At 55.0% G+C, this 24,879-nt stretch carries 18 protein-coding genes and 1 pseudogene; 2 read left to right on the forward strand and 17 right to left on the reverse strand.

Annotation, left to right across the window (positions count from 1 at the left end):
- Window positions 1–100 precede the first annotated feature (100 nt).
- From SYN_RS07870 to SYN_RS16525, 11 genes are all read right to left on the reverse strand, one after another.
- Complete coding sequence (locus tag SYN_RS07870) at window positions 101–1,033, reverse strand: thioredoxin domain-containing protein (protein ID WP_011417554.1); 933 nt, start codon at window positions 1,031–1,033, stop codon at window positions 101–103.
- Window positions 1,030–1,395: a hypothetical protein gene (locus tag SYN_RS07875; RefSeq protein ID WP_148202522.1), complete on the reverse strand. Its 366-nt coding sequence runs from the start codon at window positions 1,393–1,395 to the stop codon at window positions 1,030–1,032. The genes SYN_RS07870 and SYN_RS07875 overlap by 4 nt, the downstream gene beginning before the upstream one ends.
- Before the next feature lie 41 nt (window positions 1,396–1,436).
- Window positions 1,437–2,033, reverse strand: coding sequence for a hypothetical protein (locus tag SYN_RS07880; protein WP_011417556.1), 597 nt, complete (start codon window positions 2,031–2,033; stop codon window positions 1,437–1,439).
- 58 nt (window positions 2,034–2,091) lie between these two features.
- Complete coding sequence (locus SYN_RS15275; RefSeq protein WP_049749943.1) at window positions 2,092–3,018, reverse strand: hypothetical protein; 927 nt, start codon at window positions 3,016–3,018, stop codon at window positions 2,092–2,094.
- Between the two features lie 440 nt (window positions 3,019–3,458).
- Entirely contained in the window at window positions 3,459–5,234 is a 1,776-nt protein-coding gene (locus SYN_RS07890) for an ATP-binding protein (RefSeq protein ID WP_041584877.1), read from the reverse strand.
- Window positions 5,234–6,361, reverse strand: coding sequence for a DNA double-strand break repair nuclease NurA (locus SYN_RS07895; protein ID WP_041584878.1), 1,128 nt, complete (start codon window positions 6,359–6,361; stop codon window positions 5,234–5,236). The genes SYN_RS07890 and SYN_RS07895 overlap by 1 nt, the downstream gene beginning before the upstream one ends.
- Window positions 6,362–6,365: 4 nt before the next feature.
- Window positions 6,366–7,436 (reverse strand): DUF4338 domain-containing protein, encoded by a 1,071-nt coding sequence (locus SYN_RS07900; RefSeq protein WP_202943540.1) that lies wholly within the window; start codon window positions 7,434–7,436, stop codon window positions 6,366–6,368.
- Window positions 7,437–7,553: 117 nt separating this feature from the next.
- Window positions 7,554–10,472 carry an ATP-binding protein gene (locus SYN_RS07905; RefSeq protein ID WP_011417561.1) on the reverse strand — a complete coding sequence of 973 codons (2,919 nt, stop codon included), beginning with the start codon at window positions 10,470–10,472 and terminating at the stop codon, window positions 7,554–7,556.
- Window positions 10,469–13,360, reverse strand: coding sequence for a DUF1156 domain-containing protein (locus tag SYN_RS07910; RefSeq protein WP_041584880.1), 2,892 nt, complete (start codon window positions 13,358–13,360; stop codon window positions 10,469–10,471). The genes SYN_RS07905 and SYN_RS07910 overlap by 4 nt, the downstream gene beginning before the upstream one ends.
- A 1-nt stretch (window position 13,361) precedes the next feature.
- On the reverse strand, window positions 13,362–13,670 hold the full coding sequence (locus SYN_RS16260; protein WP_041584881.1) for a hypothetical protein: 309 nt from the start codon (window positions 13,668–13,670) through the stop codon (window positions 13,362–13,364).
- A gap of 108 nt (window positions 13,671–13,778) precedes the next feature.
- Window positions 13,779–14,765: a 3'-5' exonuclease gene (locus SYN_RS16525; protein ID WP_237671282.1), complete on the reverse strand. Its 987-nt coding sequence runs from the start codon at window positions 14,763–14,765 to the stop codon at window positions 13,779–13,781.
- Window positions 14,766–14,822: 57 nt separating this feature from the next.
- On the opposite strand from SYN_RS16525, the gene SYN_RS16530 reads away from it, so the two are divergent.
- Entirely contained in the window at window positions 14,823–15,116 is a 294-nt protein-coding gene (locus tag SYN_RS16530) for a hypothetical protein (RefSeq protein ID WP_237671283.1), read from the forward strand.
- Here SYN_RS16530 and SYN_RS17065 read toward each other — a convergent pair.
- From SYN_RS17065 to SYN_RS07945, 6 genes and pseudogenes are all read right to left on the reverse strand, one after another.
- Window positions 15,090–15,845: pseudogene (locus tag SYN_RS17065) on the reverse strand (UvrD-helicase domain-containing protein); the annotation flags it as partial. The gene SYN_RS16530 and the pseudogene SYN_RS17065 overlap by 27 nt on opposite strands.
- A 113-nt stretch (window positions 15,846–15,958) precedes the next feature.
- Window positions 15,959–16,735: a DUF1828 domain-containing protein gene (locus tag SYN_RS07925; protein ID WP_011417564.1), complete on the reverse strand. Its 777-nt coding sequence runs from the start codon at window positions 16,733–16,735 to the stop codon at window positions 15,959–15,961.
- Window positions 16,736–16,738: 3 nt separating this feature from the next.
- Entirely contained in the window at window positions 16,739–17,221 is a 483-nt protein-coding gene (locus tag SYN_RS15280; protein WP_049749944.1) for a DUF6978 family protein, read from the reverse strand.
- Window positions 17,222–17,238: 17 nt separating this feature from the next.
- Window positions 17,239–20,775 carry a helicase-related protein gene (locus tag SYN_RS07935; protein ID WP_011417566.1) on the reverse strand — a complete coding sequence of 1,179 codons (3,537 nt, stop codon included), beginning with the start codon at window positions 20,773–20,775 and terminating at the stop codon, window positions 17,239–17,241.
- 35 nt (window positions 20,776–20,810) lie between these two features.
- The gene (locus SYN_RS07940; RefSeq protein WP_041585533.1) at window positions 20,811–20,987 is read right to left on the reverse strand and encodes a helix-turn-helix domain-containing protein; all 177 of its coding nucleotides are present in this window, start codon (window positions 20,985–20,987) and stop codon (window positions 20,811–20,813) included.
- Window positions 20,988–21,086: 99 nt separating this feature from the next.
- Window positions 21,087–23,735, reverse strand: coding sequence for a DEAD/DEAH box helicase (locus SYN_RS07945; protein ID WP_011417568.1), 2,649 nt, complete (start codon window positions 23,733–23,735; stop codon window positions 21,087–21,089).
- A 173-nt stretch (window positions 23,736–23,908) separates the two neighbouring features.
- Between SYN_RS07945 and SYN_RS07950 the strand changes: the two genes are divergently transcribed.
- Window positions 23,909–24,850 carry a helix-turn-helix transcriptional regulator gene (locus tag SYN_RS07950; RefSeq protein ID WP_148202524.1) on the forward strand — a complete coding sequence of 314 codons (942 nt, stop codon included), beginning with the start codon at window positions 23,909–23,911 and terminating at the stop codon, window positions 24,848–24,850.
- The last annotated feature ends 29 nt before the right edge of the window (window positions 24,851–24,879 follow it).

The following is a 24,879-nucleotide window of genomic DNA, read 5'->3' on the forward strand; positions in this document are numbered from 1 at the left end:
CACTTGCCGGGGCGAACCCGGTGTGCCATCGAATGGTAAATACTCGACCACCCGGAGAGCTTCCGGAGCGCGCTCCAGACTATGGACACGTTGTTCATTTTCATGTGCCTTCCCCCAGGCGGGTCAGCGCCCTCAGGATCTCCCGTGCGCCGGTGAATTTCTTCCTGCCGCCCGGCCCCTCGACGACGCAGGAAGGTGTGGAATCGATACGGTCATCCCTGAGATGTTTGCCGAAGGTTTCAAAGGCCTGCGAGGAATCGACGTACCGGTACTTCAGGCCCCTTTCGCCCAGGAAGGCTTCCAGGTCCGGCAGGCTCCGGATATTTTCCTCCGCCGCCTTGAAGAGGGCGGATCTCGCCCAAAGGATCTGTGAGATATCGCTTCTTCCAGTCACCATTCCCAGGAAACATTTCGCATAGAGGATCGTTTCCCTGTGGACGGGCGTATCCACGAAGGTGACTGCAGCGATCCGCCGCCTGACCAGATCGACGATGATCGGCTCCAGTTCCGGCTCCATCGAGTGGCAGGGAGGACAGAAATAGTCGGTGTAGATCCTCACCTTGACTGGGCCGTTCCCGAAGGAGGGTATCTGGGTCTCCTCGGCGTAGGCCGGCGTCGCCGACCCGGAAAAGAGGGAGAGAAAAACTGAAAACCCGATTGCGGCGAAGAGAATCGCCGTCGACGGCCTGATCCTCTCAAGATGCATTGCGAAGAGAACGATGACCACGGCAGCGAAGGTGAGGCAATAGGGGCAGTAAACGCCGTTCATGACCTGGAAGCCGAGCAGGAAGACCTCCCCACCCAAGCCCAGGGACAGCAGGATCGCGCAAACGGCGTTCTTCCCGAAATCGCCGGCGGTCAGGACCGACCCCATGTAAAGCATGCCCAGGTGCTTGAGATCCAGGCCGAGCATGGATCCCCGCAGATACGTACAGGATTCCGAGCAGAGGCTGTAAGCCGCCATCACGGCGATCCCCGTGATCCCAAGGGCGATAGTCGCGCTTCTCTTGTATCGACGCAGTTCTTTGATCATTTGGCCCTCCTTCGCAGTTCGTTGTATGCCCTTTTCCTCAGGCGGTAGATCCTCGTAATCACCTCGGAGGTCTTCTCGACCCCGTAGTAGCGCTTGATCTCGTCGGCAACCTGCTTCACATAAAGCTTCCCGCAATCCCGGGTGACGTGGTTCCTGTAACGGTTGATGACGTACCGTTCCCACTTGGCCAACTCAGCCGTGCGGACGAGGTCCTCCCTCGTGGCCCGGTCGAATTTCGCGAGCTGCGCCCTCAAGAGGACCCGGTCCCCGTAAACCGCGCGCACGATCTCGACGGCATGGATATCCCCGTCTGCCAGGGGATCGCCCTTGACCAGGCCCAGTTCCCGGAGGCGGTGAAACACCTTGAGTGGAAGCTCGTATTTCCTGGAGGCATCTTCGAAGGTCATGCGCCCGCCTCGAAATATTTCCTGACCCGTTTGAGGCCGGTATCCCGGATTTCCTCAACCACCTGCCGTTTCACTGAGAGGATCTCTGCGATGTCTGTCGTCGTGTAGTACGTATCGCTCAGGAGATAGCGCCAGACCTTTCTCTGCTTCGTGGTCATTACCTGGAGAGCCATGTCGACGAGAGCTTCGACCGTCTCCAGATCCTCCTTCCCCATGCCGGTTTCCTCCGTGAAGTCTTGGAAATGATCCTGCATGGGAGTGGGCGCGTATCCCCGCTCCGTGTAGTTTTCCCTGAATTCCTCGTAGCGGTTGCGGGTGACGGGATTGGAGGCCATTGTCCTGCTGTCGGCCGTGAAGAGGACCCAGAAGCAGGCCTCGAAAGGAATGCCCTGGTTCATGGAGACGTCCACGGCTGCGAGCGCCGCCGCATAGGCCTGCTGTGTGAAATCTTCCAGGTCGTAGGGCGAGTAGCGCTGAAATTTCACCGCTCTTCCTCTTATCTTCCTCATGTTCCGCTCGACCCACCGGACGGCCTCGTTTCGATGTGTCTCGTAATTCCCTTCCCGGGACGCGGTTGCCGCAGCTAATGCCATTGTGTCCTCCAGTTCAAAGTGTCTTCTCTCAGGTCCCCTGACTCACGCACCAATACGGTCAGGGCGGCTTCGCAAGCCGGCTGAAAACGGCGCCGATCCTGACGAGTTCCCCCTGCGACAAATCCCTTTTGTATTCCCGGTTTCTTTCGATATGGTCGCGTTCGTTGAATTTGCCGTACTCCACCTCGTAGATCTTGTTCGCGTACGGCCAGAGATCCTTCTTGGTGTCCTGCTCCTTCGCGATCCTCTGGAGGGTGTGGAGGATGGCCGCGGGGTTGAACTTCTTCTCGCTGAACTTGGCCTGGCACCACCGGTAGGCGTTGAACTTCCTGGGATTGATCGCGCCCCCGAACTCGCTGATCTCGTTCCTGAGTTTTTCGTCCGCGATGTGGGCCAGAAAGTGGTTTCCCCTTGGCGAAGATCTTCTTTTAGGCGGGTCCGTCTCCGGCGGACCGCATGAAGGGGGAGCCGGAGGCTGCTTATCTTCAGATAAGCTGTTTAAGGAATCCGGAATCAGAGAATCAGGAATCAGGATATCAGCAGGGCTTGCACCGTGCCCGCATGGTGCTTGCACTGTGCCGGGATGGTTCTCTTCTGGTGCTTGCACCGTGCTTGCCTGGTGCTTTTCCGGTTCCGGCATGGTGTCGGCATCGTGCCTGCCCGGTGCCGGTATGGTGCTCTTGGGTTCTTTCAGGTGGGGGTTCTGATGCCTGCCGAAGTGGACGATCTGGATGAAGCGGCGTCCTTCCGATTCGTATCGGAGGATGAACGGGTCCGCTCCCAACGCCAGTGATGCAAGGAGGGATTCCGCGTCACAGGCATCGTAGGGAAGGATCTCTGCCTTGATCCTCGCGGGCCTGTCTTCGAGGCGCCCCTCCCGGTCCGCCATGCACCAGAGCCCCTGGAAGAGGATCCGCGCCAGCGGATCTTTGGCCGCGAGTTCCTCATTCTTGAAAAATCCAGGCTTGATGTTCCGTGCCCTCACTTCGGCTCCTTTCCCGGAGATGCTTCGAGATCCCGGCAGTGCATGCGGATGACGGATCGATGGTGATCCGGCGCATGGGAAATCTCTAACCGAGGAAAGCGCGCGTGAAAACAACGGGGGGGCAACGGGGGTGCAGGATGATGATCAGCTATGGATGATTATTGAGGTTTTATGGAATGAGGGGAAAAAAAGAACTGGAAAGATGTCTTTCTAAGGGATGATGACGCGGGGGTCCCCGCTCAGGAATGCTTCTTGATGACCTTTAGGCGAAGCCTTTTCTGATCACCAGAAGGATCGAAGTTCGCGTCGGTTATTCATATCTTGTTGCTTTAATTGATTATCAGCCGTGCATTGAAGCAGATGCGGGCCGGTTGTGCTATCTTGGAATGCATAGCGGGGGGATAGCGGGGCGCATGAGTTGATGAAGAACTAAAGAGTAATTATTCGGAGCCTTGAATAATGTTGTTTCCCTGCAGGAACCGATTCATATCGGTGAACATGCTGAAGAAAACAGGCTTTCCTGAAAAGGCCAGCGGCGATATTGGCCCCACTGCCATAAATGGAAACTCCTGAAGGTTTCGGGCTGGGAAACTTTGTGGATCACGGAATGATTGGTATAACTCTAACGAACGCTTGTCTCCCCCCACGAAATCTCTTAGGCGGTCAAACTCTGTGCCCATAGCAAGCCCAAACCCGAAAGCCAGTATTCGAAGTTGTTGCAGAATCTCTGGGTCAAGACCTCCGAGCGTTTGACTGATGAAGAACCATCCCAAACCGTATTTCCGAGTCTCCCTTACTGCACGGCGCAGTAACACACGGAGCCGCTCGGCCTCTGTGTCCTGTTCTAATCGACCGCTGGGGGCATGCCTGTGCGCCTCATCGAGAAAAACCAGAACATTTGCACTTTGCCTCGTCGATAAGCTGGATGTCGATTGAGCGATCATAACATTCAGCAACTTACTTAATAGACGACGCTCCAGTTCTTCCGTCCAGAAACGATTTTGATTGCCTCGCGCGGACAGGTCAATAACAACAATCGGACGTGGCCCCGTTTCATTTGCAGTTCCCATTAAGTCGGATACGATTCCATACAACCTCCGCCTTCCTGGTCCTGCAGCAAAAAGACTACAGAGCGGAATCCACTTGCTATTTAGAACTTCATCAAATCGATTTGAAAGAATATCCTGCACTCGGTTTTGCAAGCGCACACGCGGGTCTTTGCTTGGGAAAATGTATGGCAGGCTTTGTTGGTCTAAAACGGCATTCAGTGCTGTAGAAAGCGCATCGCGAGTCCCGAGGTTGGCAAGTTGAAATTGTTGTCTCCCTCCCTGCGTCGCACGTTCCAGGGCATTTCGAACCACTTCCGCTGCACGCACCGCATTGTTGTTGTGCGTAATGGTCAGCTCTTCACAGAAACCGAGAGACACCAGCATTTCTTCGAAGGTGTTCCATTCATCTAATTGAATATCAGCGATTCTGTAAATGTTAATTGATCGCCCTTGCTGCCGCACAATCTGGTCCAGAGCCAATCCTTGATTGCCAACACGTGTGCCTGAAAGTTCCAGCGTGAATTCACCTTGAGGATCAATGACAAGGATACCAAGATTAGTGTGCCGGGAGTAAGCACAGAGCATCATCTTTGCTAAACCCGATTTGCCAGACCCTGTCTTACCGAAGACTCCGATATGATAAGCCTCGCCAGCACCACCGGGACCTTGATCATTGCTTCCGAAGTGCTTGAACCACATGGGATAAAGGATCTCGTTGGCATAGGCTTGGCCAAGGTAAAATATCTCGGAACTATATGCTTGTAATAGCTGATCGAGTAATCCTTGATCGATTCTTGAGACTCTAGTCCCTGTTGCTGGGACCATTCCCAATACTTCTGGCTGAAACCCGTTCCCTGTTCTCTTGAACGTGGCACCTACAACAAGGTCCGCCGTTCGCGTGTCCTGTCGATTTGTTATAGGCGGAATCTCTCCCGTTCGTTTCACGAGATTCCTGAAAACGGAATCTTCATGCCATCGATTTTTCAACTCGATGCCTACTATCTGCCCTACAGACACGATTGCTTGACCATTCTGTGTTGCTTGAAAAGCAGATAGCGCTCCAACTAAACGCTCTTCAGTGGCCTCCTGAAGAAGGTCTAATGTTAATTCCGTATTGGTTGATGGGCTTCCTACGACTGCGACATCCTGATTTCGATTATTTGTCATCAAACACCTCCTCGGCCACCTTCCGTTCTATAATTCTGTAAGAATAGAAGCGTATTTTCAATGTCAGGGGACGATCCCGCTACGTGCTGTGCAACGGTCTGTTCGATTACCGCCACACCGGATCCGAGACTCTTGACCATTCGATCGGCCAGAAATAAGGGATACGGCTCAATTACAGCCGGGCTGAAAAACTGACGACTTATACCTTCCAGAACAATTGATAGTCGTGTGTTACTCGACGTTATTGCGGATGGCAGTTCCATTCTCAGTGCGGGAAGCCAACCGTAAGGACGAAAATAGATGACCGATAACCGATTCAATGCCTCCCTAATTTCATCCATATCTTTTGTGGGACAGTATTTCTCCGGTAGGTGGTCAACCTGCTGGCTCGCAGGATCGGTCGCATCATGCAGGGGTAATGGACGAGTATATTCACCCGGATCCAAAATCATCGTGGCCAGCGTTTTACCGTCGACCATTACGGGGGGATTCAGCATGTTTTCACGAAGAAATTCGTTGCGAGATGTAAACTTAGGCATGGCAACTGTTCTTTCGCTCGTTAATAAACCCTTCAGCTGATCCAGCGCGCCGCCTTTCCAGCGGTCCAAAAAAAATTCGGATAAGGTCTTTGAGGAATCAGCAATCCTCGTAAGCGCTTGATTTAAATAGATGACCAGGGATGAAAATGATCCGTCAAGAAGAACGAGATCATGGGGAGCTTTGGCCGCGAGCGCCATCTCCATTGAGACCATTGTGCCCCGCAAGACTCCGACTGCATCAATACAATGTGGTAATCCATCGACCCACATATCATGATAGGGCTCCGGCCAGTATCTGGCAGCCTCTTTGGATGTACCCTCTACCGCAACAGCTGCGGCTGCACATAAGTCCAATGCTGTCAAACGATGCACCTGATATGATCCATCCACTCCGACGACTGATGGTTCCCTGGGCACATCGAGGTCAGCTTTTCGGCAGATCAGGCGATGATTTCTCGCTTCTGTATAGAGGCGGGCGCGAGCATCACGGAGTGCCTGCAGATTCTGTGACACCCCTTCCGCAACAGGTGCGGCTTTGGCAAGGAGATCTCGAACCAGTGCATCAGGAAGATCCGCGAATGCCTCCATACACTCAGTTTCCTCCTTTATTGATCTTTTTCTTTGAAGGCCAAAGTCGATACTGTTCCCGCGTGTATTCGCGGTAATCTGGCTTCCGTTCTGCTCGACCAATGAGCCATCTATTCTTGAAAGCCTCCGATAATTCTGAAGCTGTCCAATTATAGAAACATGGCCGTTTAACTTCTCCCTTCAAGAACCGGATTGCATCACGCCCCAAAGGGGCAGCGAATATCTCTCGGCGGATACCGTGGTAAATAAGATCCGCTGAAAGACCGATCTGAGAGAGGCACTTGCGAATTACTTCACGCTTGTTTCGAAAACCGGTCCCCCAAGCTATGTGCTTTGCGGTAGGCTCGCAATACTTTTCAACATATGCCCTGATGTCGCCATAGACACCGTTGGAAAAGTGGAATTCTCCTGACCCTTGTGTGAATCCCAGGCTGGTCCAATATTGTTGACCATTGATGCGGATTCGATTGTATATGGAAGACCGTCCAAGAGCCGAAGTGGTTGTAACCAGTGTAAGGTAAGGCGGCCGAGTTTCCTGTCTGATTAAAGATTTCTTGCCGTTGTATTTTTCACGAAATGCGTCTCGCACCTCGTTGCTGCAAACGAGCAGTGCTATAAGTTTTCCGCCCAGCAAGAATGAATATGGCGGCACAGCACCCAACACATAAGCATCCATTATGTGATACAGGTGTTGTGCTTTGTTTTCCTTGTCCCATCCAATCCAATTATCGCGTGCTCGCATAGAGTAGACCGGGTCTCCCAAACCGAATAAACCCATCAGCTTTCCATTGCTTTCATCGAACACAAGGAAGCGAAGTCTCCTCCCGTATCCTGCCGAGACCGGAATACTCCAGTGAAGACAAGCATAACGAAACAGCAGTTCGTTTTCGGATCCAGGTCTTACGACTACAAGCTTGGGTCGTATTTCATTGGTTATCACCTGATGCCCGTCAGCAATATATTGAATAAGCTGATCTTCATAAGATCGAACACCCGGACCGGATACTTCAAGTTTTTTATGCAGGGCAAGTTCGTTCAGCGCACGGAAATCATCTTTCGTGGGGTCCTTGGGCAAATGGATAATTCCATCATGTACCCTATAACCCTGCTTACGCAGAGATCGGATAATGGCAGATCTTAAGAGCTCTGCCGATGGTACATTCATGAGTGGCAACTTAATAGTCCCTTCGCTTCATTCCTCAGTGGTCCGATCGATGTCTGCCTCGTCAAGCGGCTCGTCTACAGCATTTCGGAGCCACGATGGATCGAACCCGGCATTCGAAGATCCTTCAACTCGGATTCGCACCCTGGCTCCATCGGACTTGTCCGCTAGGTTCGCAATAGCAGGGAACGCCTTGAAGACCTGCTCCCTACTGGCCTCAAAGGTCATGACAATCCGCTTCCTTCGTCCCGCGGCCCCAGATCCCGCCGTTGCTGGATCAGAGCCTGTTCCCTCGTCCATCCCCGTAGGGGTTTCGTGGACGCCGGGAAGAGGAGTGGTATCTGTATCGATTGGGGACGTTCCGGCGGGCCGCGCAGTTGCTGGATCCGGAACAGCTTGCGGCATCATAAGGAAGCCGGATTCGAAATCGATCTCATCATCCGAAAAGGGATGGTCGCTACCAATCAGTACCTTATTTCGATTTACCTGGTATTTTCCATCTGGTCCGAATGCGGGGACTACACCGCTCGTATAAGCGAAGATGCCCTCGGATACACCGCGGGCGATTCCCTTACGCAGAATCGATGCAGATTCCAATCGGGGCGGAGCGATATCCCGGTAGAAGGATTCGAGCACGTCCGATGTCTTAATACCCATGAGCGGCTGCTCACCCGCTGCCGGCGACTCGCCGAGTCTCACGCGCTCTGTTATTTTCCGAGGTGTAACCGATCCGTGAATCCGTGGCGTTCCCACGCTGGTGAGAAGTTCCATTATCCGCTCGTGGACGCCTGTCGCCTGGAGCGGGCGTCCACCTCTTTCGACCTTCTCGATTTCCAACCCGCCGTCCTGTACCCGAGGCAACCACGCGGCCGTGTAAAGCTCCCGGAAACACGACTCGGCAGCAGCCTGTTCGGTGCGCTTCCTCTCCCGGAGTTGGTCAAGCTGATCCTTGGTAAGCCGGAGCTGCTGCTTCTTGGCTTCCACGCGGTCGATGGCCAAAAGATACCGGACGGCACGCCGCAAAGCCTCGATTTGTTTCTTTTCCGGTATCGCAAGTCCCAGCCCGTTGCGGAAACGCCGGGGACGATCTCCGTACTTGGTCAGGTGCTCCTTGGCTTGGCGATCCTGTTCCGACTTGCCCTCGGCTGCGAACTCAAGTGGCAGGTAGGCAACGAGAAAACGGGGGTCCTCGTCGGGGATGTCCTGGCTCTTTGCCGGCCAGACAATGGCCGTGTGATGACCGGCCAGCCGGGCATCCAGCATTTCCTTGATCTGACTTCGGACCGGGCCGTGACCACGAGCCTGAGAATCTTCACGGGCAACGGTCTGCTCCGCGTCCTCGATCAGCTTGGTGACATTCGGGTCCTTCTTGAAGCAGTACCGGACGCCGTCGTAATGCAGGTACAGGCATGTATTACGAAGCTCGGACAAGACGGCGGTGGCCGTGATGTTGTCCAGCTCGGGACCGACGCAGGCCGCAAGCAGCTCGTTTTCCGTAACGCCGGGCGGCAGGGTCTCGTCGCTGCCTGAGCTCTCACGCCTTAACCCGCCAAACGAGTAAAGGAGGATGGCCGTGGCGATGCGGGTGGCAGGTTTCACACTGGCAAGCGCGGGAGTCTCGCGCGCCATCCGGTCGTCGATGCGTTTTGCCCGGGCGTTTGGACCGTCGATGTCCGCTGTGATGACCGGGTCGTAGTCGTTCTGTACCCCGAGCTCTTTGAGCATCTTCACTCGGACATCCACGTCCTTTACCGGCACGTCTCCGGGCCCAAGAAGCGCTTTGGCCCCGCCGTTCTTCTTAAGAGAGTGCATGCAGGAGGCAAGGAACCGCAGCGCGCCGCGTGTCCTCTGGAAGGCATCCACCGCGGTCCAGCGTTCCCTCATGATGTCGATGAGCGCGGGATGGAATGGATATGCCGCCCGCATCCGATCACGCAGGAGGCGGCCTTCCTCCTCGGCTTGCTGGCGCTCGGACGGCGTTTCGGCATGGGCACGCTGCATACCGGTCACTACATCTTGATATGCCGTGGACACCTCGGTGGCTGAGGAAGCGTCGGGAGCACCGCCAAGAAGACGCCGTTGGAGGATCGGCAGGACCTCGTCCCCCGAGACAGGTTCCCTGAGTTGGTCCACCCGCGAGGCGAGCTTGTCGATCTCGGCAAGCAGTCCCACGTTTCCCAAAGCTTCCCTGGCGCTCCAGGTGAGGGAATAGACGAGCGCGGCCTTCTCGCTCCCGGCCACCTCGACGGTCAGGTTCTGGAAGAAATCCTTGGCCTGGCGCTGGAGGGTGGAATCAAGGACACTGACCGCAGCGGACCGCTCCATGTACTTGAGCACTTCGTCGAGGAGGATGAGAACCGGCCGACCACTTGCCCCCTTGGTAAGCAACTCGCGGATCACATCTCCGCCTGGAGACACACGGTCCTTATCGTGCTCGGCGACGAGGGGGAAGGCCTTTTCGGGGTCGATCTGCCAGGCAATCCACCCCCACATGGTCTGGATCGTGCGGCCGTCTTTCAGTGTCTTGCCGTTACGGGCATCGAATTTCTCGCCGTCGAAAACCGCCACGGCCACATTGCCGGGTCGGGCGAATTCCTTAGCCTCCGGGATGCCGTCCAGCGCCTCTCGCTTTCGCGCGGCATGGAACAGCGACGCCAGAGTGTGCGACTTTCCCCCGCCGAAGGGCACTCTGAGCTTCAACACCCGGTTGTAACCGGACTTGCCGGAAAGGGATGCCAGCACTTCGTCCAGGAGCTTTCGCAGATCGGCCGTGAGGTATGTCGCCCGAAAGAAGGCTTCAGGGTCTCGGTTGACCACGGGCACGTTGGGATCATTGGCGGCGATGGCTCCGAGATCGATGGCGAACACCGCCTCGGTCAGCGCACCCGCTTCCACGTCGGGATGGAGCTTGACCAGGTCGGTCCAGGGACGAAGTGCATGTGTGCTCACTTTTTGGCCTCCGAATTTCGAATGAGTTCAAATAGGGTTCCTTCCCTGGCGGCCAGCCGTTGGTCGATGAGCGCCCGCCAGTTGGCGACGAGTTTCTTAAGTGCAGCCCCTTCCGCCGGCGTGGTCGCCAGTGTGTGTTCCGGTCCGTCGTCCTTCCTGCCGGCCAGCGCAGTTCCTGCCAGGGTCTGGGCTACCAGACGCAACCGCTCTCGGTCCGGCCGCGCCTCGTCGAGGAAGTCATTCAGATTCCTGGGCTGGTTTTCCACCAGCCAGAGGATGCGGTGCAGGATGTCGATCAGCGGGGCGGCTTTGCCGTCATCCTTTGGCACCCCCAGCTTTTCGTCATCACCCCGTTCGGCGAAATCCCGCAGCCTGTACTTACCTTTCTTCTTCTCGACCAGCGCGCGGCTTCCGGACGAAAGTCCGTTCTGGCCGTCCAGCTCAACATTCTGGCCGTAGGTGAAAACGATGGCCTCGCCCGCGTCCATCTCGGCCGCTTTGTAAGCGTAGCGCCAGAGCACGTAAAACCGGCTCGGGCCGTCAACGGCGGCGACCCCGCTGCCGCTCACGCCGAAGATCTTTTCGAGAAGCGTCTCCAGCACGACACCTTCCACCTCCGCCAGGAATTTCTCGGCCGGGACCTCCTCGCCGTTGGCGTACTCCACGCGGGCAAATTTGGTGAAGGCGCGGAGCCCTGCACCCACTGCGGCGATGACCAGGTCCGCGCCGGTGATGCCCATTTTCCAGAGCGAATCAACGCGCTCGCGGACGATCTTCTCCAGGTCTTGACGGACTTGATCCTCATACGAGCCTGTCTCAGGTGCTTCACGTCGCCGGGCTACGAGAAAAATGCTTGAGGCAAGGGCCGCGTCTCCTTGGTGAGCCACTCGGGCCTTTGTTTCGGTAGTAAGAGGCCAGGCTTCGGCAACTTCATATCCGGCACGCCGAAGCGCATCCACAAGAGTCGCCCACCCAAGGGTGGTCTTATGGGCATAGACGACGATCAGGATGCCGCCAGGTTTCGTGACACGATGGGCTTCTTGCAAGGACTGAAACAGGGTGTCCTCATAATAGTTCCGCGCCTGCTGCTTTCCCCCCTGGCGATAAGCTGCGGCGACGCATTCCTTTTTCTTCGGCGTAAGTTGGCCAGCGAAATGCTCAGGGTAGAGAAAGCCGATGGTAGGCCGCAGCCAGACGTAACAGACATCGGAAAGCTCCGAGTAGCTTTCGTTGTCGTAGTAAGGGGGATCGGTAATCACCGCATCGAAGATGCCGTTGTCATATGGCAGTTCGGCGGCGGAACCGCGCACGACTTTAACAGGGTTACGGAATTGCCCTTCACGTCTGACAGCAGCAGTAATGTATTCGAGGCTACCCCATGCATCTCCGGTAGCGCCACCGAAGAGATTCACTTCAGGAAAATCCCACATCATCGCGAAACGCTTCATCGATGTGAGACTCTCAATGGTTTCCCGACCATTATTCCATCTGGCTAATCCATTGCACTTGTCAGTAAGACGACTGACCCATAACCCCAGGTATGTCGCGATGGCCTTTGCCCGTTCCGTCTCCACTCCCTGTTTAAGCATCTCTTGGTAGACATGGTGCACCTCGCGCGCCAACGTCAAGAGAACGTACCGTTGTCGCGGCGTGAACGCCTGGCGGAACGTCCGGATGCCGTATAGATAGCTGTTCCCTGTGGCAAGCCCGGCGTTGCCGGTCGGCGGAATCTCTTCATCCAGACTGCTTGGTCCAAGCTCTCGCTCGATCTCCGTTGCCCGCTGTTCGGACATGGCTTGATGCTCGGCCTCTATTGCCGCAAGCGATTCATCGACAAGATACAACTTGCCAGGTCCGTCGGGATTGAGCGCAATCACGCACATGAGCTGCTGGCCGAAGCCTTTCTCGTCGCCATACCTGCGGACATAGGGACCATCGAGAGCGGTTTGACAGAAGGGGCATGCCGTGGATGATCCAGCGCTCCCGGTGGACGGATCAAAGCCGAGCGCCGATGCAGACCGAGCTTCGACCACCTGAAAACGCATGATGCGTCTGCCCATGTCCGGTACCGGCTTCAAGGCCACGTAACCGGAGGATTTATTTCTCAACCAGGTCTGTCGATAGAGCGGTACGGTTCCTTTGCACTGTGGATTCGGACATGGGATGGTCCGCGTCCAGTAGTAAGCGACGACAGAATACTCGTCGGCTGGCGTTTCATTTCCATCCCCAAGGGTTCTTTGGATTGCCCTCGGTTGCTTCCGTGCAACCGGTATGCGTGCAAGGACGTCGGACACCGCCTCTTGCGTCCGCTTCAGAATGGTTTTTCCCCACTTCTCGATATCGTCAGCCAGCTCCGCTCCGAATTGCTGCGGGAAGGTGACGGTGCACAATTCGATGAGATAAGCGACCGGATTGAGGTCGAGAGCATGTGACTCACATCCCAGTCGGGCAGCTTCAATTGGAATGGCCCCGCCGCCCGCGAACATATCCAGCACCATAGGGCGTGGTGCTTTTCCTGCCTCGATCTCCTCGACCGTAACGGTCTTGCCCGTCTCTCTCGTCAAGCGCTCGGCATGGGCTTCGAGGATGTGCCTCTGCGCGTCTTTGATGACGATTTGGTTGCCCGGATACTTGCAGAGCCGATCAACAAATTTGGCTACGTTAGCCCGGCCCAGACTCTGTTTCTTGTTGTCCGGTCCATTCTCCGGGATAAATAACGATGCCGGCACCAACGCCCCGTACACCGCAGCCCGGCATGCCACCAAGGGCCGCCGCGCACGCCATACATGTAAGGTCGAAATGTGCCCCTTAGTACGGGGCTCACTCGAAGCAGCTTCCCCGACCGAGTTCACGGGCAGATAGTCTTCTATGAGTCTGCGGTCGTTCAATTCAGCGTTCTCCACAAAGAGGTTTTTCAAGCTGACGGAGCCTGCTTTCAATCTGGATTCGTCCGGTCTGCTGGAGGTTCGGCGTGTAATGCGCCGCATAGTAGATCGTGCCTCGGCAGTTCTGTCGCCACCGACCGGCGCGGTCGTGATTGAGCACACGCTCCTGCACATTGTGCGACTCACCAACATCCAGGCACGTCCATGTCTCGCCGTTCTTGCACCAGATCACGTACACGCCAGCCCGCGCTTCCAGTTGATTCGCTGAAGTAAAGGCCCCTTCGAAGTTGTAGCCATGTCGCTCAAAGCTCATAGCTGCCCTCCTTCATAAGTTGTTGTTTCAGATATCGCGCACATCCACCCTTGTTCCCTCGCCGCATTGGAGCTGCCTCGCTTTCTGCGTCAATCCATCTGCGGTCATTCATAAGTTGTTCACCTCTGCTACTATTGCCGCCGCTTCAGCTTGGCTCAAACCGGTGTTTCGAGTAACGCTTGGAACACTCATCTCGTTCAGAAACTGAGAGCGCGTTAGACGTGCAACAGACCTCTGAGTCAGAGCCATCGCCTGAGCACCCGAATGTTGAGCCGCGTGCGACGCGATGCAGCAAGCCATAGCCCGGGTGACGGACACGTAAAACAGACGTCGCTGTTCAATGAGCAGCCCGGTGGCCTGCAAGGCCCTGAAATTCGGCATGAGGCCCTGTTCCGTACTCGGGATGAACACGACCTTCCCGCTGAGTCCTTTGGCACCATGCATGGTCAGAATCCTGATACGCTTCTGAACGGGTACTTGGGCTTGAGGTTGAGCACCGCCAATTCGCTGGTTGACCAGATCAAGGATGGCCTGCTGATCCGACTCGCTGTCGGCCGCAAGAAATTGCAGAAGCTCTTCAAGTGTCATCTGGGCCGGAAGCGAGCCTATCAGGGTATTCCATATCGACAGGCTATTGGCAGCATTACGCCCTGATGTGAACACCTGCGATGATAGGAGGGTCGTGATGTCGCCGCTCCGAGCTGCCAAGGTGTCGCTCATGCTCCACGTTCTAACCGTTTGAACGGTCGCCATGACGCGCTGAACCGCCGAGGGGCAGCGTCCGGAAAACCAGGTCGGGCACGTTGGAAGATAAAAGAGCTGGCGGAAGTTCTGGTTGTTGGAAATGCAGGCATCCGCGACCCCTTTTGCCGTGGCGCTTCCGACACCGGAGAGAACCTCAAGCAGGTCCCGATGCGCCGGATAATCTTCTTCGCCGGACGAGTTGTCCCTGGCGATCCGAAGCACCGAATAGACCGCCCTGATGGCCTCATACTCACTTGTGAGCGCCGCGCCTCGCGGAGGATCATAGGGAAGGCCGAGGTTACCAAGCTCCTGGGCCAGCATGTCGAGCTGGACCCGGCGATTGGATATCAAGATGAGAATTTCGTCTTCCCGCCCAGCCATGCCTGCGTTGATTATCGCCTGGCAAGATTGGGCAATGGCACGTGCCTCCTCCTGTGCAGTCTGGAACGACCAAACCATCATACGGCCCTGAACTGGCGGCGTGGCAGCGCCATAGAGCGACGTAAGGTTCTTGGCAACTCGATTCAAGTTGTAGGTAATCAGTCGGCTGGCCGGTCCGAGGACTGCCGGAGTACATCGGAAGCAGTCTGTCAATACATGCGTGGCCGATGCTGGGTAGGCGGTTTGAAACTGGACGATGCCGTCTGGATTGGCATGACGGAACGAATAGATACTCTGGTCGTCGTCCCCGGCGACAAATAGGATTGTATTGTTTGCAGACAACAAGCGCACGAATTCCTGGTCGCACGCATTAAGGTCCTGGAATTCGTCAACGATCAAATGGTCGATTTGCGGTAATTGATTTGGCTGCAATGCGCCTTGCTGAAGTGCGTCTACGCACTTGTAGATAACCTCACCGGGGAGCACACAGCAATACAGGTTGGTCCGAGCCGAATGAAATGCGTTGAATCCTTGGACCTCTGCAGGAGTTATTTGCGCCTGGTTCACGTATTGCGGATTCAGGGTCTGCCATTGTGCGTCGTGGGCAAGTCTGATCTCGGCGGCTCGAGACGGGGTACATCCCAGACTCCCGGCGAATTCTCTGTCATAAACATTGGTCTGTTCCCAATCGTCCAACATGATTGGCGTGCTGGGATACGAGGTGAGCAGATTGGCACGTCGCAGAATTCGAAGCGCAAGGGAGTGCATCGTTGAGACTCGCACTTGTGCTGCTGCATTCGCGCAAGGAAGAGTGCTGCAGAAAGCCCGGATACGTTCAGTCAATTCGGCGCACGTAGCCCGGGTGAATGATATGACATAGACATTGCCGGGAGTCGCCCCATTGGTCAAAAGATCAGCTACCCGCTTTTCAATCGTATAAGATTTACCCGTACCCGGGCCAGCCACAAGTCGTACTTGTGGTGCACCGTCTCTGGCAGCGGTCCATTGGCGCTGTTCGGCTTGTGCTTTTTGCGCAGCGGTTATCGGCATCTTCTCACCTTCGATGTTCTCCACACAGCGTTACGACATCAACGTATCTCCGGCAACCTCGCCTAAAGATCATCATCTGGATCGGCAGGCGATGATCATATCTGCAATCGGGATTATTCACCCATGACCTCGTCAAAATATCGTTTGATTCTGTCTCGGTTTCCACTCAAGTTTGAAAATTGCTTCTCGCAGACATCGCTGAATCTGGCCAATACTTTCCGGTTGATTTGTTCCTGGTCTTCAAAGATGGCTACGGAACGAAATGCAAGACCCCACTTTTCGAATTGCAGAAGAGTGATGGTGGCATCGCGCGTCTTATCATCTCCGGGCATCGCGTGAACAAAAAGCGGCTTGGGCATCCCATTGATCTTGCAGTCAATCAAATACTTTCCTTCCGGATCGTGTGAAGGATCGTGCCAGTCAAACTCTCGTCTGTTTTGGGGCACCGCTTCCTCAATGAACGATCGAAAATCTTCCATAAAAGTCGAACGGACTCTTTCACGCGAGAGATAAGTGATATCCGTAATTCTGAGTAAAGCCTGTACAAAGCTATATAGCGCGTCTCCGTACTGATCGTTGCTTATCTTGGTTATGAGTTCTCCCTCTCGATCCTCGACTTTGAATACGGATAACGCGTTTGTGATGATTTTTTGCCTTGTCCCCCGTTGAAGATCCTTTTCCTCCAAATCATATGTGAGGTGCATGTACGTATGTCCCTCATCCGTGAGTATCCATTGATCATCACCCTTTCTCATGACTATGGAAAGGTGGTCTCCATCTTCGAACATAAAGGGCACAAAGACACGGAAACGCTCAATGCCCTCACTCTTTACTCGTAATTTTTCTGATACTTTTATTCGAAAATCCTGTTCGATTCTTTCCAAGTTCATAGCTCACATCTCCTCGAACAATGATCTCTGAGCGCCTGAAGGAATTTCAAATCCGCAATCTTCCATGAGACAAGAAACAGCTTGATAAAAATCGGAAAAACGATCCGTGGGTTCGGCATAAGAGTCTTCTCGTGCCCCTAATAGCTGGTACCTTTCTGTGGCCTGGTGAATGTGATATTCATAAAACGATACATCTTCAATCAGATTCGTATGCTCATGGCTTTTTCCGTTATACCGCCTCAGCCGAAAGATCACGTTTGATTTTGCCGGTCTGAAAGCCAAAATAATAGAGAAATCAAGCGCATTAAATGTGCTTTGCCTTAGAATCAGGCGAAAGTCATTTCCGCTTCCCCCTTTAATATCCAACTCTCGTTCCTTATGGCCTCTTTTTGGACGAACCTGAATTCTTTGATGATAATCACCTGGAAGAATCTTTGGTTCTTGGATCAAATTCTCAATTTCCTGATCGGATATGATACCAGCCATCAATATACCCCAAAGAGTTACAGCATCGGATTCTTCTCAGAATCGATATGGACAATGCTCATGACAGCTTCTGCAGGGATCTCGTAGAATCTTGCCGCCACGATCTCCCTCTTTGCATGGTCGAGTTTAGCGACTGGATTGTGAATACGCACAAGCTCGGGTGAATCTCCAAGCGGATTCCATACTACATAGAGCCAATAGGTTTCCGCCAATTGTTGCGCCTTGTACCATTCATTCGTGGTAAGCCGTACCGGTTGTCCCCGCAGTCGTCCCTTGACCTCGATTCTCTTGACGAAGACCTCGCCGGTAGCTTTATCGGCGATCCTGTGGGCGCGGATGTCGAACCCCAACTTCAGATGCCCGACCCGCTCGATGCGGTCCTGAGGGAAGCCCTCCGCAACCAGCGCTTCAATCACCTTGTCTTCTGCAGCGATCTCGCTTTGCCGACGGATATTCGGATCGAGTTCGTCGGTCAGATCGGCGAGTTGGGCCTGCGTGTCGGCGTCAGGGGCGAGGATGAATGCCGTCCCAACATGCTTGACCGGACCCGTCCTGGCAATCTCAAGCCGCTTCAGGCCATCGAGGCGCTCCTGACGGGCACGCTGAAGCTCATCAACGTATTTCCTGGCCTCATCTGCAGGCAGTTTATATTCTGGCTTTGAGAAGACCTCCGCTGCAAGCAGCATGGCCCGTTCCTGAGCCCGGTCGATCCGGGCTTTAAACGACTTTTCCAGGTATTCCCGGCAGACTTGGGCAAAATGCTGCCGCTCTGCCTGACAACGGGCGCGGCATTCGAGTTGATAGGTACGTTTCAGGAAATCAGTGGCACCTTGTATGGAAGTTGCTTCGATCTCCTGCGGCGGATGCGGATGCGCCGCCAGATTAAGAAGTATGTCGCTTGGGATTACTTCGTAATTTCCCCTTTCCTCCCGAACGGCTACAAGCTCGCCGTAGAGCGGAACGTCGCTTCCCTTCGAGTCCTTGCCGCGTATTGATATCTCGAAAAGGTGAATGCGGTAAGGTTCTTTACATAAGGGATCGACAAAAAAACCAATGCCGCCGACCAACTCCATCAGACGCTCGTTGAGTTTTTCGTCTACTGCCGCATAGAGGGGATGTCCCGGCCCCATCAATATCGCATCAACGTGAGCGTCCTTTTCAAGGTGATGCTTATGGAAGGTAATCTTTCGATAGGACGATTCCGCTTTTCCGACCTTCTGAACGGAGCGGAGTCGTTCAGAGCGCAAATCCGCCAGGATATGCTCGATACGCCATAAACCATCGGCTCTCGGCTCGACCCGCAAGCCTACTTCCCTGGCGGCAGAGACGAACTGGGCTTCGACATAGCGAGGCATGAGCCGACGCTCCTCAACCTCAAGGTTACGGCGCTGGAACGCTGAAAAATCCACGTGGCTGCGCGCAAGCGCAATGCCAGTGGCTTCTTCGTATTCTTTGAGCTTGGCCGGATTGATGCGATCAATCTGATCGAGGTACTCATCAAGCCGCCTCGGGTCATAAGCCGCATCGCGAAGCATGTCGGGGAGATTAACGTCATTCAGTGACAGCACCTCACCGATCACGTCGAATACACGACCTTCAAGAGCCTCGTTCATCTGGTCCAGCTTTTCCAGGAGGCGGTGGAGAATCCGACCCTCGACAATGGGCTGGCCGTCTTCAGAATCCGTGGCCACAAAGTTGAAGGCGTACACGTCCCGATCCTGGCCGATGCGGTGGATGCGGCCCAATCGCTGCTCCAGCCTCGTCGGGTTCCAGGGCATGTCGTAGTTGATCATCAAATGACAGAACTGGAGATTGATGCCTTCACCTGCGGCTTCCGTTGCAATGCATACCTGAGCTCCGGTTCGGAAGACCTCTTGTGCCCGTTTGCGCTCATGGGGATTCATGCCGCCGTGGATTTCACAGGTGCTGAAACCCCACCTTTCAAGGTGATCTCGCACATAGCCCAGGGTGTCGCGGTGCTCCGTGAAAATCAGGAGCTTCCCCCGTCCATCCTTCAGCTCAAGGAACTGCGCCTCGCCAAGGCACTTTTTCAATGCAGCCAGTTTTGAATCATTTGCGTCTTCCCGAACACGTCGGGCTTGCTCAACCAATTCCCGGAGGGCGGAGATTTCAGCGCGCAGTTGCTCAAGTTCCAGTGCGGCCGTGTATTCATCAGCCAATTGATCGCGGACCGCGTCATCAAGATCATCTTCGTCCTGCTCGGCATCAGGAAGCCGTCCCTGCAAGGCGGCCAATCGCTTCGCACGCTGTGAGGGAGTGAGCCCCTCAAGCTCTTCCAGGAGATCCTCTTGTTTTTTCAATCGACGCTTCAGCGATTCATGGATGGCGCAAGTGGAACTCACCAATCGGCGTTGTAGAACGGTTCGCGTCAGGGCCGCCGATGAACGTCTTTGCCCCGTCTGCTGGGGAATGAATTCGTTTATGTAAGCGGTGACGCTCTTGTAAAGCGTGTACTCGTCACTATTCAGGCGGAAAGTCACTGTCTTCGTGTGCCGGTCCGGAAAGAGCCGCTTCCCGTTCGCATCCCGTAGGTCCTCCTTCAGACGGCGCAGACACCAGGGCGAGTCCTTTCCGAGGCGAAAGACATCCTTACGAATGGCTGACGCCTGCTTTCCGAGACGGTGAGGTTCCGGGAAAAGATCGGGATCGATCAGCCTCAGAAAGTGGGCAAACTTGTCTTCATCCCCATGGTGGGGCGTGGCGGTAAGGAGAAGGACATGATCCGCTTGGTAAGTAAGATGTAAAGCCAGATCATACCTTTTCGTAGTCGTAACCTTGGATTCACGATTTTGACCACCCGAAGCGGTGCGGGCCGAGCACTTATGGGCTTCGTCGATGATAACGAGATCCCATCGCTGTTGCCAGACACGCTCGCGCACGTCTTCTTGTTTGGCGTAATCGATGGAAGCGATGATCTGCGAAGACCGCTGCCATGGATTGGTCAATTGCTGCTGGTCAACTGCAGAAAAGATTATGTCGAACGGCTCCCCAAACCATCGGAGCATCTCATCCTGCCATTGAATAGTGAGCGGAGCGGGACATAAAATGAGAATGCGTTCAATCGCTTCCCGAAGCTTCAGTTCCTTCACCAGGAGACCGGCCATGATTGTCTTTCCTGCGCCAGGGTCATCCGCTAGAAGAAACCGCAATCTGGGCTGTGGAAGCATCGCCCGGTATACCGCTTCGATCTGGTGTGGAAGAGTGCGGATGCCCGACAGGCTCACAGCAAACTGCTGATCGTGAGCATAGGCGAGGCGGATCCGGGTCGATTCTATAAGGAGGCGAAGTTTTTCGGCGTCAACCGGAGTCATTGATTCAGCTTTAACTGTTTCTCTCCCCAGAATTGACGCAATCTCTTCAGCTGAAATTACTGCTTCTTCCAATGAGCCGTCGGGAAGCCGGACACGACACTCGTAACCCGCCGAATCGCCTGACCCAAGCGGCCGCGCATCTTCCAAAACAACAGGAACATCAAAATGTCCCGGAAGCATTACGCGCTGCCCAATCTGAGATACCAGGCGATTATCGCTCATTCATCACCTACTAAAGTTCGGTCTATAATTCAGGATTATTCCTGCCTTTTCAGCCATTCATCAATGGCACCTTTAAGGAAACGCCAATGACGCCCTACCTTTTGAGAGGGGATTTTTCCTTCCCGTACGAGTTTGTAAAGCGTGGATTTTGGAATCTTCAGGTAAGCGGCCAACTCTTCGATGGTCAGTACGTCTCCCGGCTTTTTAGCCATCGGGTAACCTCTCAAAAATTTATCTCATACGAGCCATAATGATCTCCTTGTGTATAGTTAATGACAGTTATTGTCAAGTAATTTTGGCGTCCTGCAGAGCTATTCTGAAATGGAAGCCGCCGCATCCTTTATCACGGCATTCCAGTGCTGAAGAAGGCTTTCTCTGTCGAAAAACACATTCCGAGGCGGTATTGAAAGGCGGTAACACCCTGATCCGTCGTTCTCGATGATTTTCCCGTCCTTCTTCAGGGTAAGGCTCCGGAGCTCATTCCTCAGCCGCGAGACGAGCTGTGTCGCTCCCATCCCGGGAGTCAGGTCCTCCCTGTGAACCCATCCCCGCCCGTCCTTCTTCACCGCAACGGCAAAACGCAGGAGCAATTCCAAGGATCGATTGGTAATCCCCATCGGCGAGCCGTTGATCATCACAAGATTGCGTTTCTCGATCGGCTTTCCCGTGATCTCGATCCGGTCGCGGCAAATGAACGTGTTGTCAGGTTCAGACGTCTCGGCGCTCATTTCTTCTTTTTGTGGCGGATTCTTGTGTCCCGATTCCACCGCCTCCTTGAGGCTGATCGCGATCCTCTCCGGGATCATCGCAGCGAGTACCGTTACAGGCGTCTCCCGGATGGCTTTCCTGCTGTCGAAGCCCTCCCTGACGAGACTGCAGATTCCCGCCCGGCCCAGGCCCCGGACCCTCAGCCTTGCCAGTTCAAGCCCTTTCTCCTCCACCCCGTAGAGAAGCCTCTCGGAAAGGATGGACAACCTGTCCTGCAGGGCCTTGGGCGACCCTATGCTCTGGGCAACGAGCGAGGCGGCATCGATGATCCAGCTCAACCCCTCCGCCGCGGCGGCGATCGTGCCGAAATACGATTCGAAATCCCTCTCCAGGCTGGGGGTTTCCTTCCCCCGGATCCACCTTTCGAGAAGAAGGGTGAGTTTGAGAGTCCTGGCCTTGTTCTTCGTGACGAGAAGAGGGCTCTTGACGACCTGGGACAGCAGGGTGCCCAGGTACTCCTGCCGGCCTGAGATCTCTTCCCTGACCAGCTGCTCGTACTTCCTGCTCCTGTGCTCATGCCCGGCGATCTGCATGTAAATTTTCTTCCCGTCATCGCTCGAAGCGGCGGCATGAAGAATTTCCAGGTCCGTGAGCTCCCTGTCCCCGACCTCTTTCAGAAAAGACGACAGGTCCAGCGCCGTGAGGCAGGTTATGCCCTTCGAGGCGACGACGACGCCCAGCGAGGAGACGGCCATCTCCCCCCGGCCGTCCTCCTCGATGAACCTCCTGTCAGTGGCGAACCGGAGAGCCTTTTCCATGCCTTTCCTGGTATTCTCCCTGCTCTCGAACAGCCCCTGGAACGTATGGGAAAGAAATGATTCGATCTCTTCCCTGTTCCTGGCGACGCCGGAGGCGACGATGTTCACGAGGTGGTTTTCCATGCCTTTGCCGTCGAGCCGCGAGGTGAGCATTCCCACCTGCCCGTCGATGTAATTCTCCCAGAGCATCTCGTACTCGTAGTCGTTTCCGGCGATGGTGATCGACCTTCCGAAATCCCGGCCGAACCCCAGCCTTCCGGCGCGGCCGCTGATGTTTTCGTATTCCGCCCACCCGATCGGGGTGAGGATCATATGGTCGCGGCCGTCGGTCTCCCATTTCTGCGTGTGCAGGAAGACCGTCGTGGCGGGAAGATTGACGCCCATGGACAGGGTCGTCGTGCAGAAGATGACCTTGATTTCCCCCTTTCGGGCGTATTTCTCGATGACGCTGCGTTCGTCCCTCGACAGGTCTGCATGATGGAAGGCGACCGCTTTCCCCAGGCAGGATGAGAGTTTTTCCTTTAGGGACGTTTCCTCCAGGAGAGCGAGCTCGTCAAGGGTGCCCGCGGCACAGGCGAGGTCGACCCTTTCTGTGAGAAGCCCGGCAAAAAGCATGGTATCCAGCTTGCTCGGGAGGAATACCAGAACTTGGTCGCCCTCCCCCGCCAAGTGGGCCACATTGGCAAGGAGAACCTCCGTCGGATCCTCAAAATCAATTTCGGCGAGAGGCTCGGAATTCTTTTCGAGGGTATTGTGAGTCCTGTAATGGAAAACCCCCTTGTAGAGCACGCCCTCGTGCAGCTCGACCGGCCTCTTGTCAAAGGAAAGGAGGTCGGCACCCAGCCACCGGGCGAGGGCATCGGTGTTCCCCAGGACGGCCGAGAGCCCGATGACCTGCGGGCGATGCGGCGAGGAGACGATCTTGGTCAGGGTGATCTCCAGCCCCGGTCCCCGGTCCGGGTCGCCGATTTCCTGGAGTTCGTCGACGACCACCAGGGCGATGTTTTTCAAGAGGAAGGGGTTCTTGACCATGAGTTGCGCCATCTTCTCGTAAACGATGACCGCTATTCCGAACTCGCCCGCCTCGATCGCCCGGTCATGTTCCCGGTGATCCCTGGAGGAGACCACGGTCCTGATCCCGAATGACTCATACTTTTTCCGAAAATCGAGATACTTCTCCTCCGCGAGGGATTTCAGGGGGACGAGGTAGATGACTTTCTTTTTCTCCATGACGCCCTTCACGGCGGCGATCTCCCCGATGAAGGTCTTCCCGGACGTTGTCGGGCTGGAGATGATCAGACTTTTTCCGTCGAGGACCTGGTGGCGCTTGATGGCCCTCTCCTGCACCGGCAGAAGCTCTTCCCCCATCTCGGTAGTCCAGGCTTCCACGATCTTCTCCGGGATGTTGTAACGGCTCAATTCCAAAATTCTCATGACGCGAGTCCTTTCGTTAAAAAATCCCTGTCTTACAAAAAAACCGATTCTTTCATGTTGACCTTAAAGACAAGTTGCTGATATTTCAATGCCACGGCGACAGATGTCTGTCGTCAAACTTGCAGGAGCATTTCACGGACCTGAAAAAGCTTGTGAACGGGAAGAGTCTGTTAATGGGCGAAAAGAACGTGCAGAAAAGGCTGATCCGCCTCGGGCAGATCCTCCGGGTTTTCCTGGACAAAGACCGGGTCTCCAGCATCTGGCTGAGCCGGAATTTCCAGATTACACCCAGGACGATCCAACGGGACCTTGCCGCGTTGAAAGAGTCCGGATTCCCCATCCATGAAATTCAGAAGGGCGTTTACCGGCTGGGCAAGGATCTCATCAAGAACCTGGAGGTTTTCGATGAAACCGAACTTGCCCTGGTCATCACCCTACGGAACGTAGTCGGCCAGTTGGGGCGGCCTTTTCAGAAAGCGGCGGACGGGCTCTTCAACAGCCTTTACGACGCGGCCTCGTCCATGCCGGTCTACGTGAGGATGGACGAGTCGATCCCGCTCGACAGCAGTCTCCTCAACCGGATCGTGAAGTCGATCCGTCTGAAAAAGATCGCCGGCTTTTATTACAAGTCCGGTAAACCCCACCAGGTGAACATGGAACCATACAGGGTCGTCCATTTCGGGGGGTTTTGGTACCTGGTTGGAAAAGATACGGGCGATTCCGTCATCAAGCGCTATGCCCTCGACAGGATCAGCGACTTCAAAATGGCGCGGACTCCTTTCAGAAAGATTCCCGAAAACCTTGACTCCGCGATCCAGGGCAGCGCGAACATCTGGTTTTCCACGGATCAAAACCTTGTCGTGAAGATCTCCGTTGATGCTTCCAGCTCGGGCTATTTCAAGCGTCGGAAGGTCTTCCCCACCCAGGAAATCACGGAAGAACGTGAGGACGGTTCCCTTATCGTTACTTTCCGGGTGGGCAGGTACGAAGCCATCCAGGATATACTCAAGTCCTGGCTGCCGCACATAACCATCCTGGAGCCAGCGGAATTCCGGGATGCATTTCTGGCCGACATGAAAAAGTGGGTGCAGAGGCAGGAACAAGTGGGGTCATGAAAGCAGGCGAAAGCGTCATGAATCCCACG

Source organism: Syntrophus aciditrophicus SB (assembly GCF_000013405.1).
Classification (GTDB): Bacteria; Desulfobacterota; Syntrophia; order Syntrophales; family Syntrophaceae; genus Syntrophus; species Syntrophus aciditrophicus.

Coding starts and splice junctions, on each gene's coding strand:
- SYN_RS15280 (WP_049749944.1), bottom strand. CDS start 17,221: ATGGCTGGTATCATATCCGATCAGGAAATTGAGAATTTGATCCAAGAA.
- SYN_RS07870 (WP_011417554.1), bottom strand. CDS start 1,033: ATGATCAAAGAACTGCGTCGATACAAGAGAAGCGCGACTATCGCCCTT.
- SYN_RS07950 (WP_148202524.1), top strand. CDS start 23,909: ATGGGCGAAAAGAACGTGCAGAAAAGGCTGATCCGCCTCGGGCAGATC.
- SYN_RS07880 (WP_011417556.1), bottom strand. CDS start 2,033: ATGGCATTAGCTGCGGCAACCGCGTCCCGGGAAGGGAATTACGAGACA.
- SYN_RS07945 (WP_011417568.1), bottom strand. CDS start 23,735: ATGAGAATTTTGGAATTGAGCCGTTACAACATCCCGGAGAAGATCGTG.
- SYN_RS07925 (WP_011417564.1), bottom strand. CDS start 16,735: ATGAACTTGGAAAGAATCGAACAGGATTTTCGAATAAAAGTATCAGAA.
- SYN_RS16260 (WP_041584881.1), bottom strand. CDS start 13,670: ATGAGCTTTGAGCGACATGGCTACAACTTCGAAGGGGCCTTTACTTCA.
- SYN_RS07895 (WP_041584878.1), bottom strand. CDS start 6,361: ATGGAGGCATTCGCGGATCTTCCTGATGCACTGGTTCGAGATCTCCTT.
- SYN_RS07890 (WP_041584877.1), bottom strand. CDS start 5,234: ATGACAAATAATCGAAATCAGGATGTCGCAGTCGTAGGAAGCCCATCA.
- SYN_RS07935 (WP_011417566.1), bottom strand. CDS start 20,775: ATGAGCGATAATCGCCTGGTATCTCAGATTGGGCAGCGCGTAATGCTT.
- SYN_RS07940 (WP_041585533.1), bottom strand. CDS start 20,987: ATGGCTAAAAAGCCGGGAGACGTACTGACCATCGAAGAGTTGGCCGCT.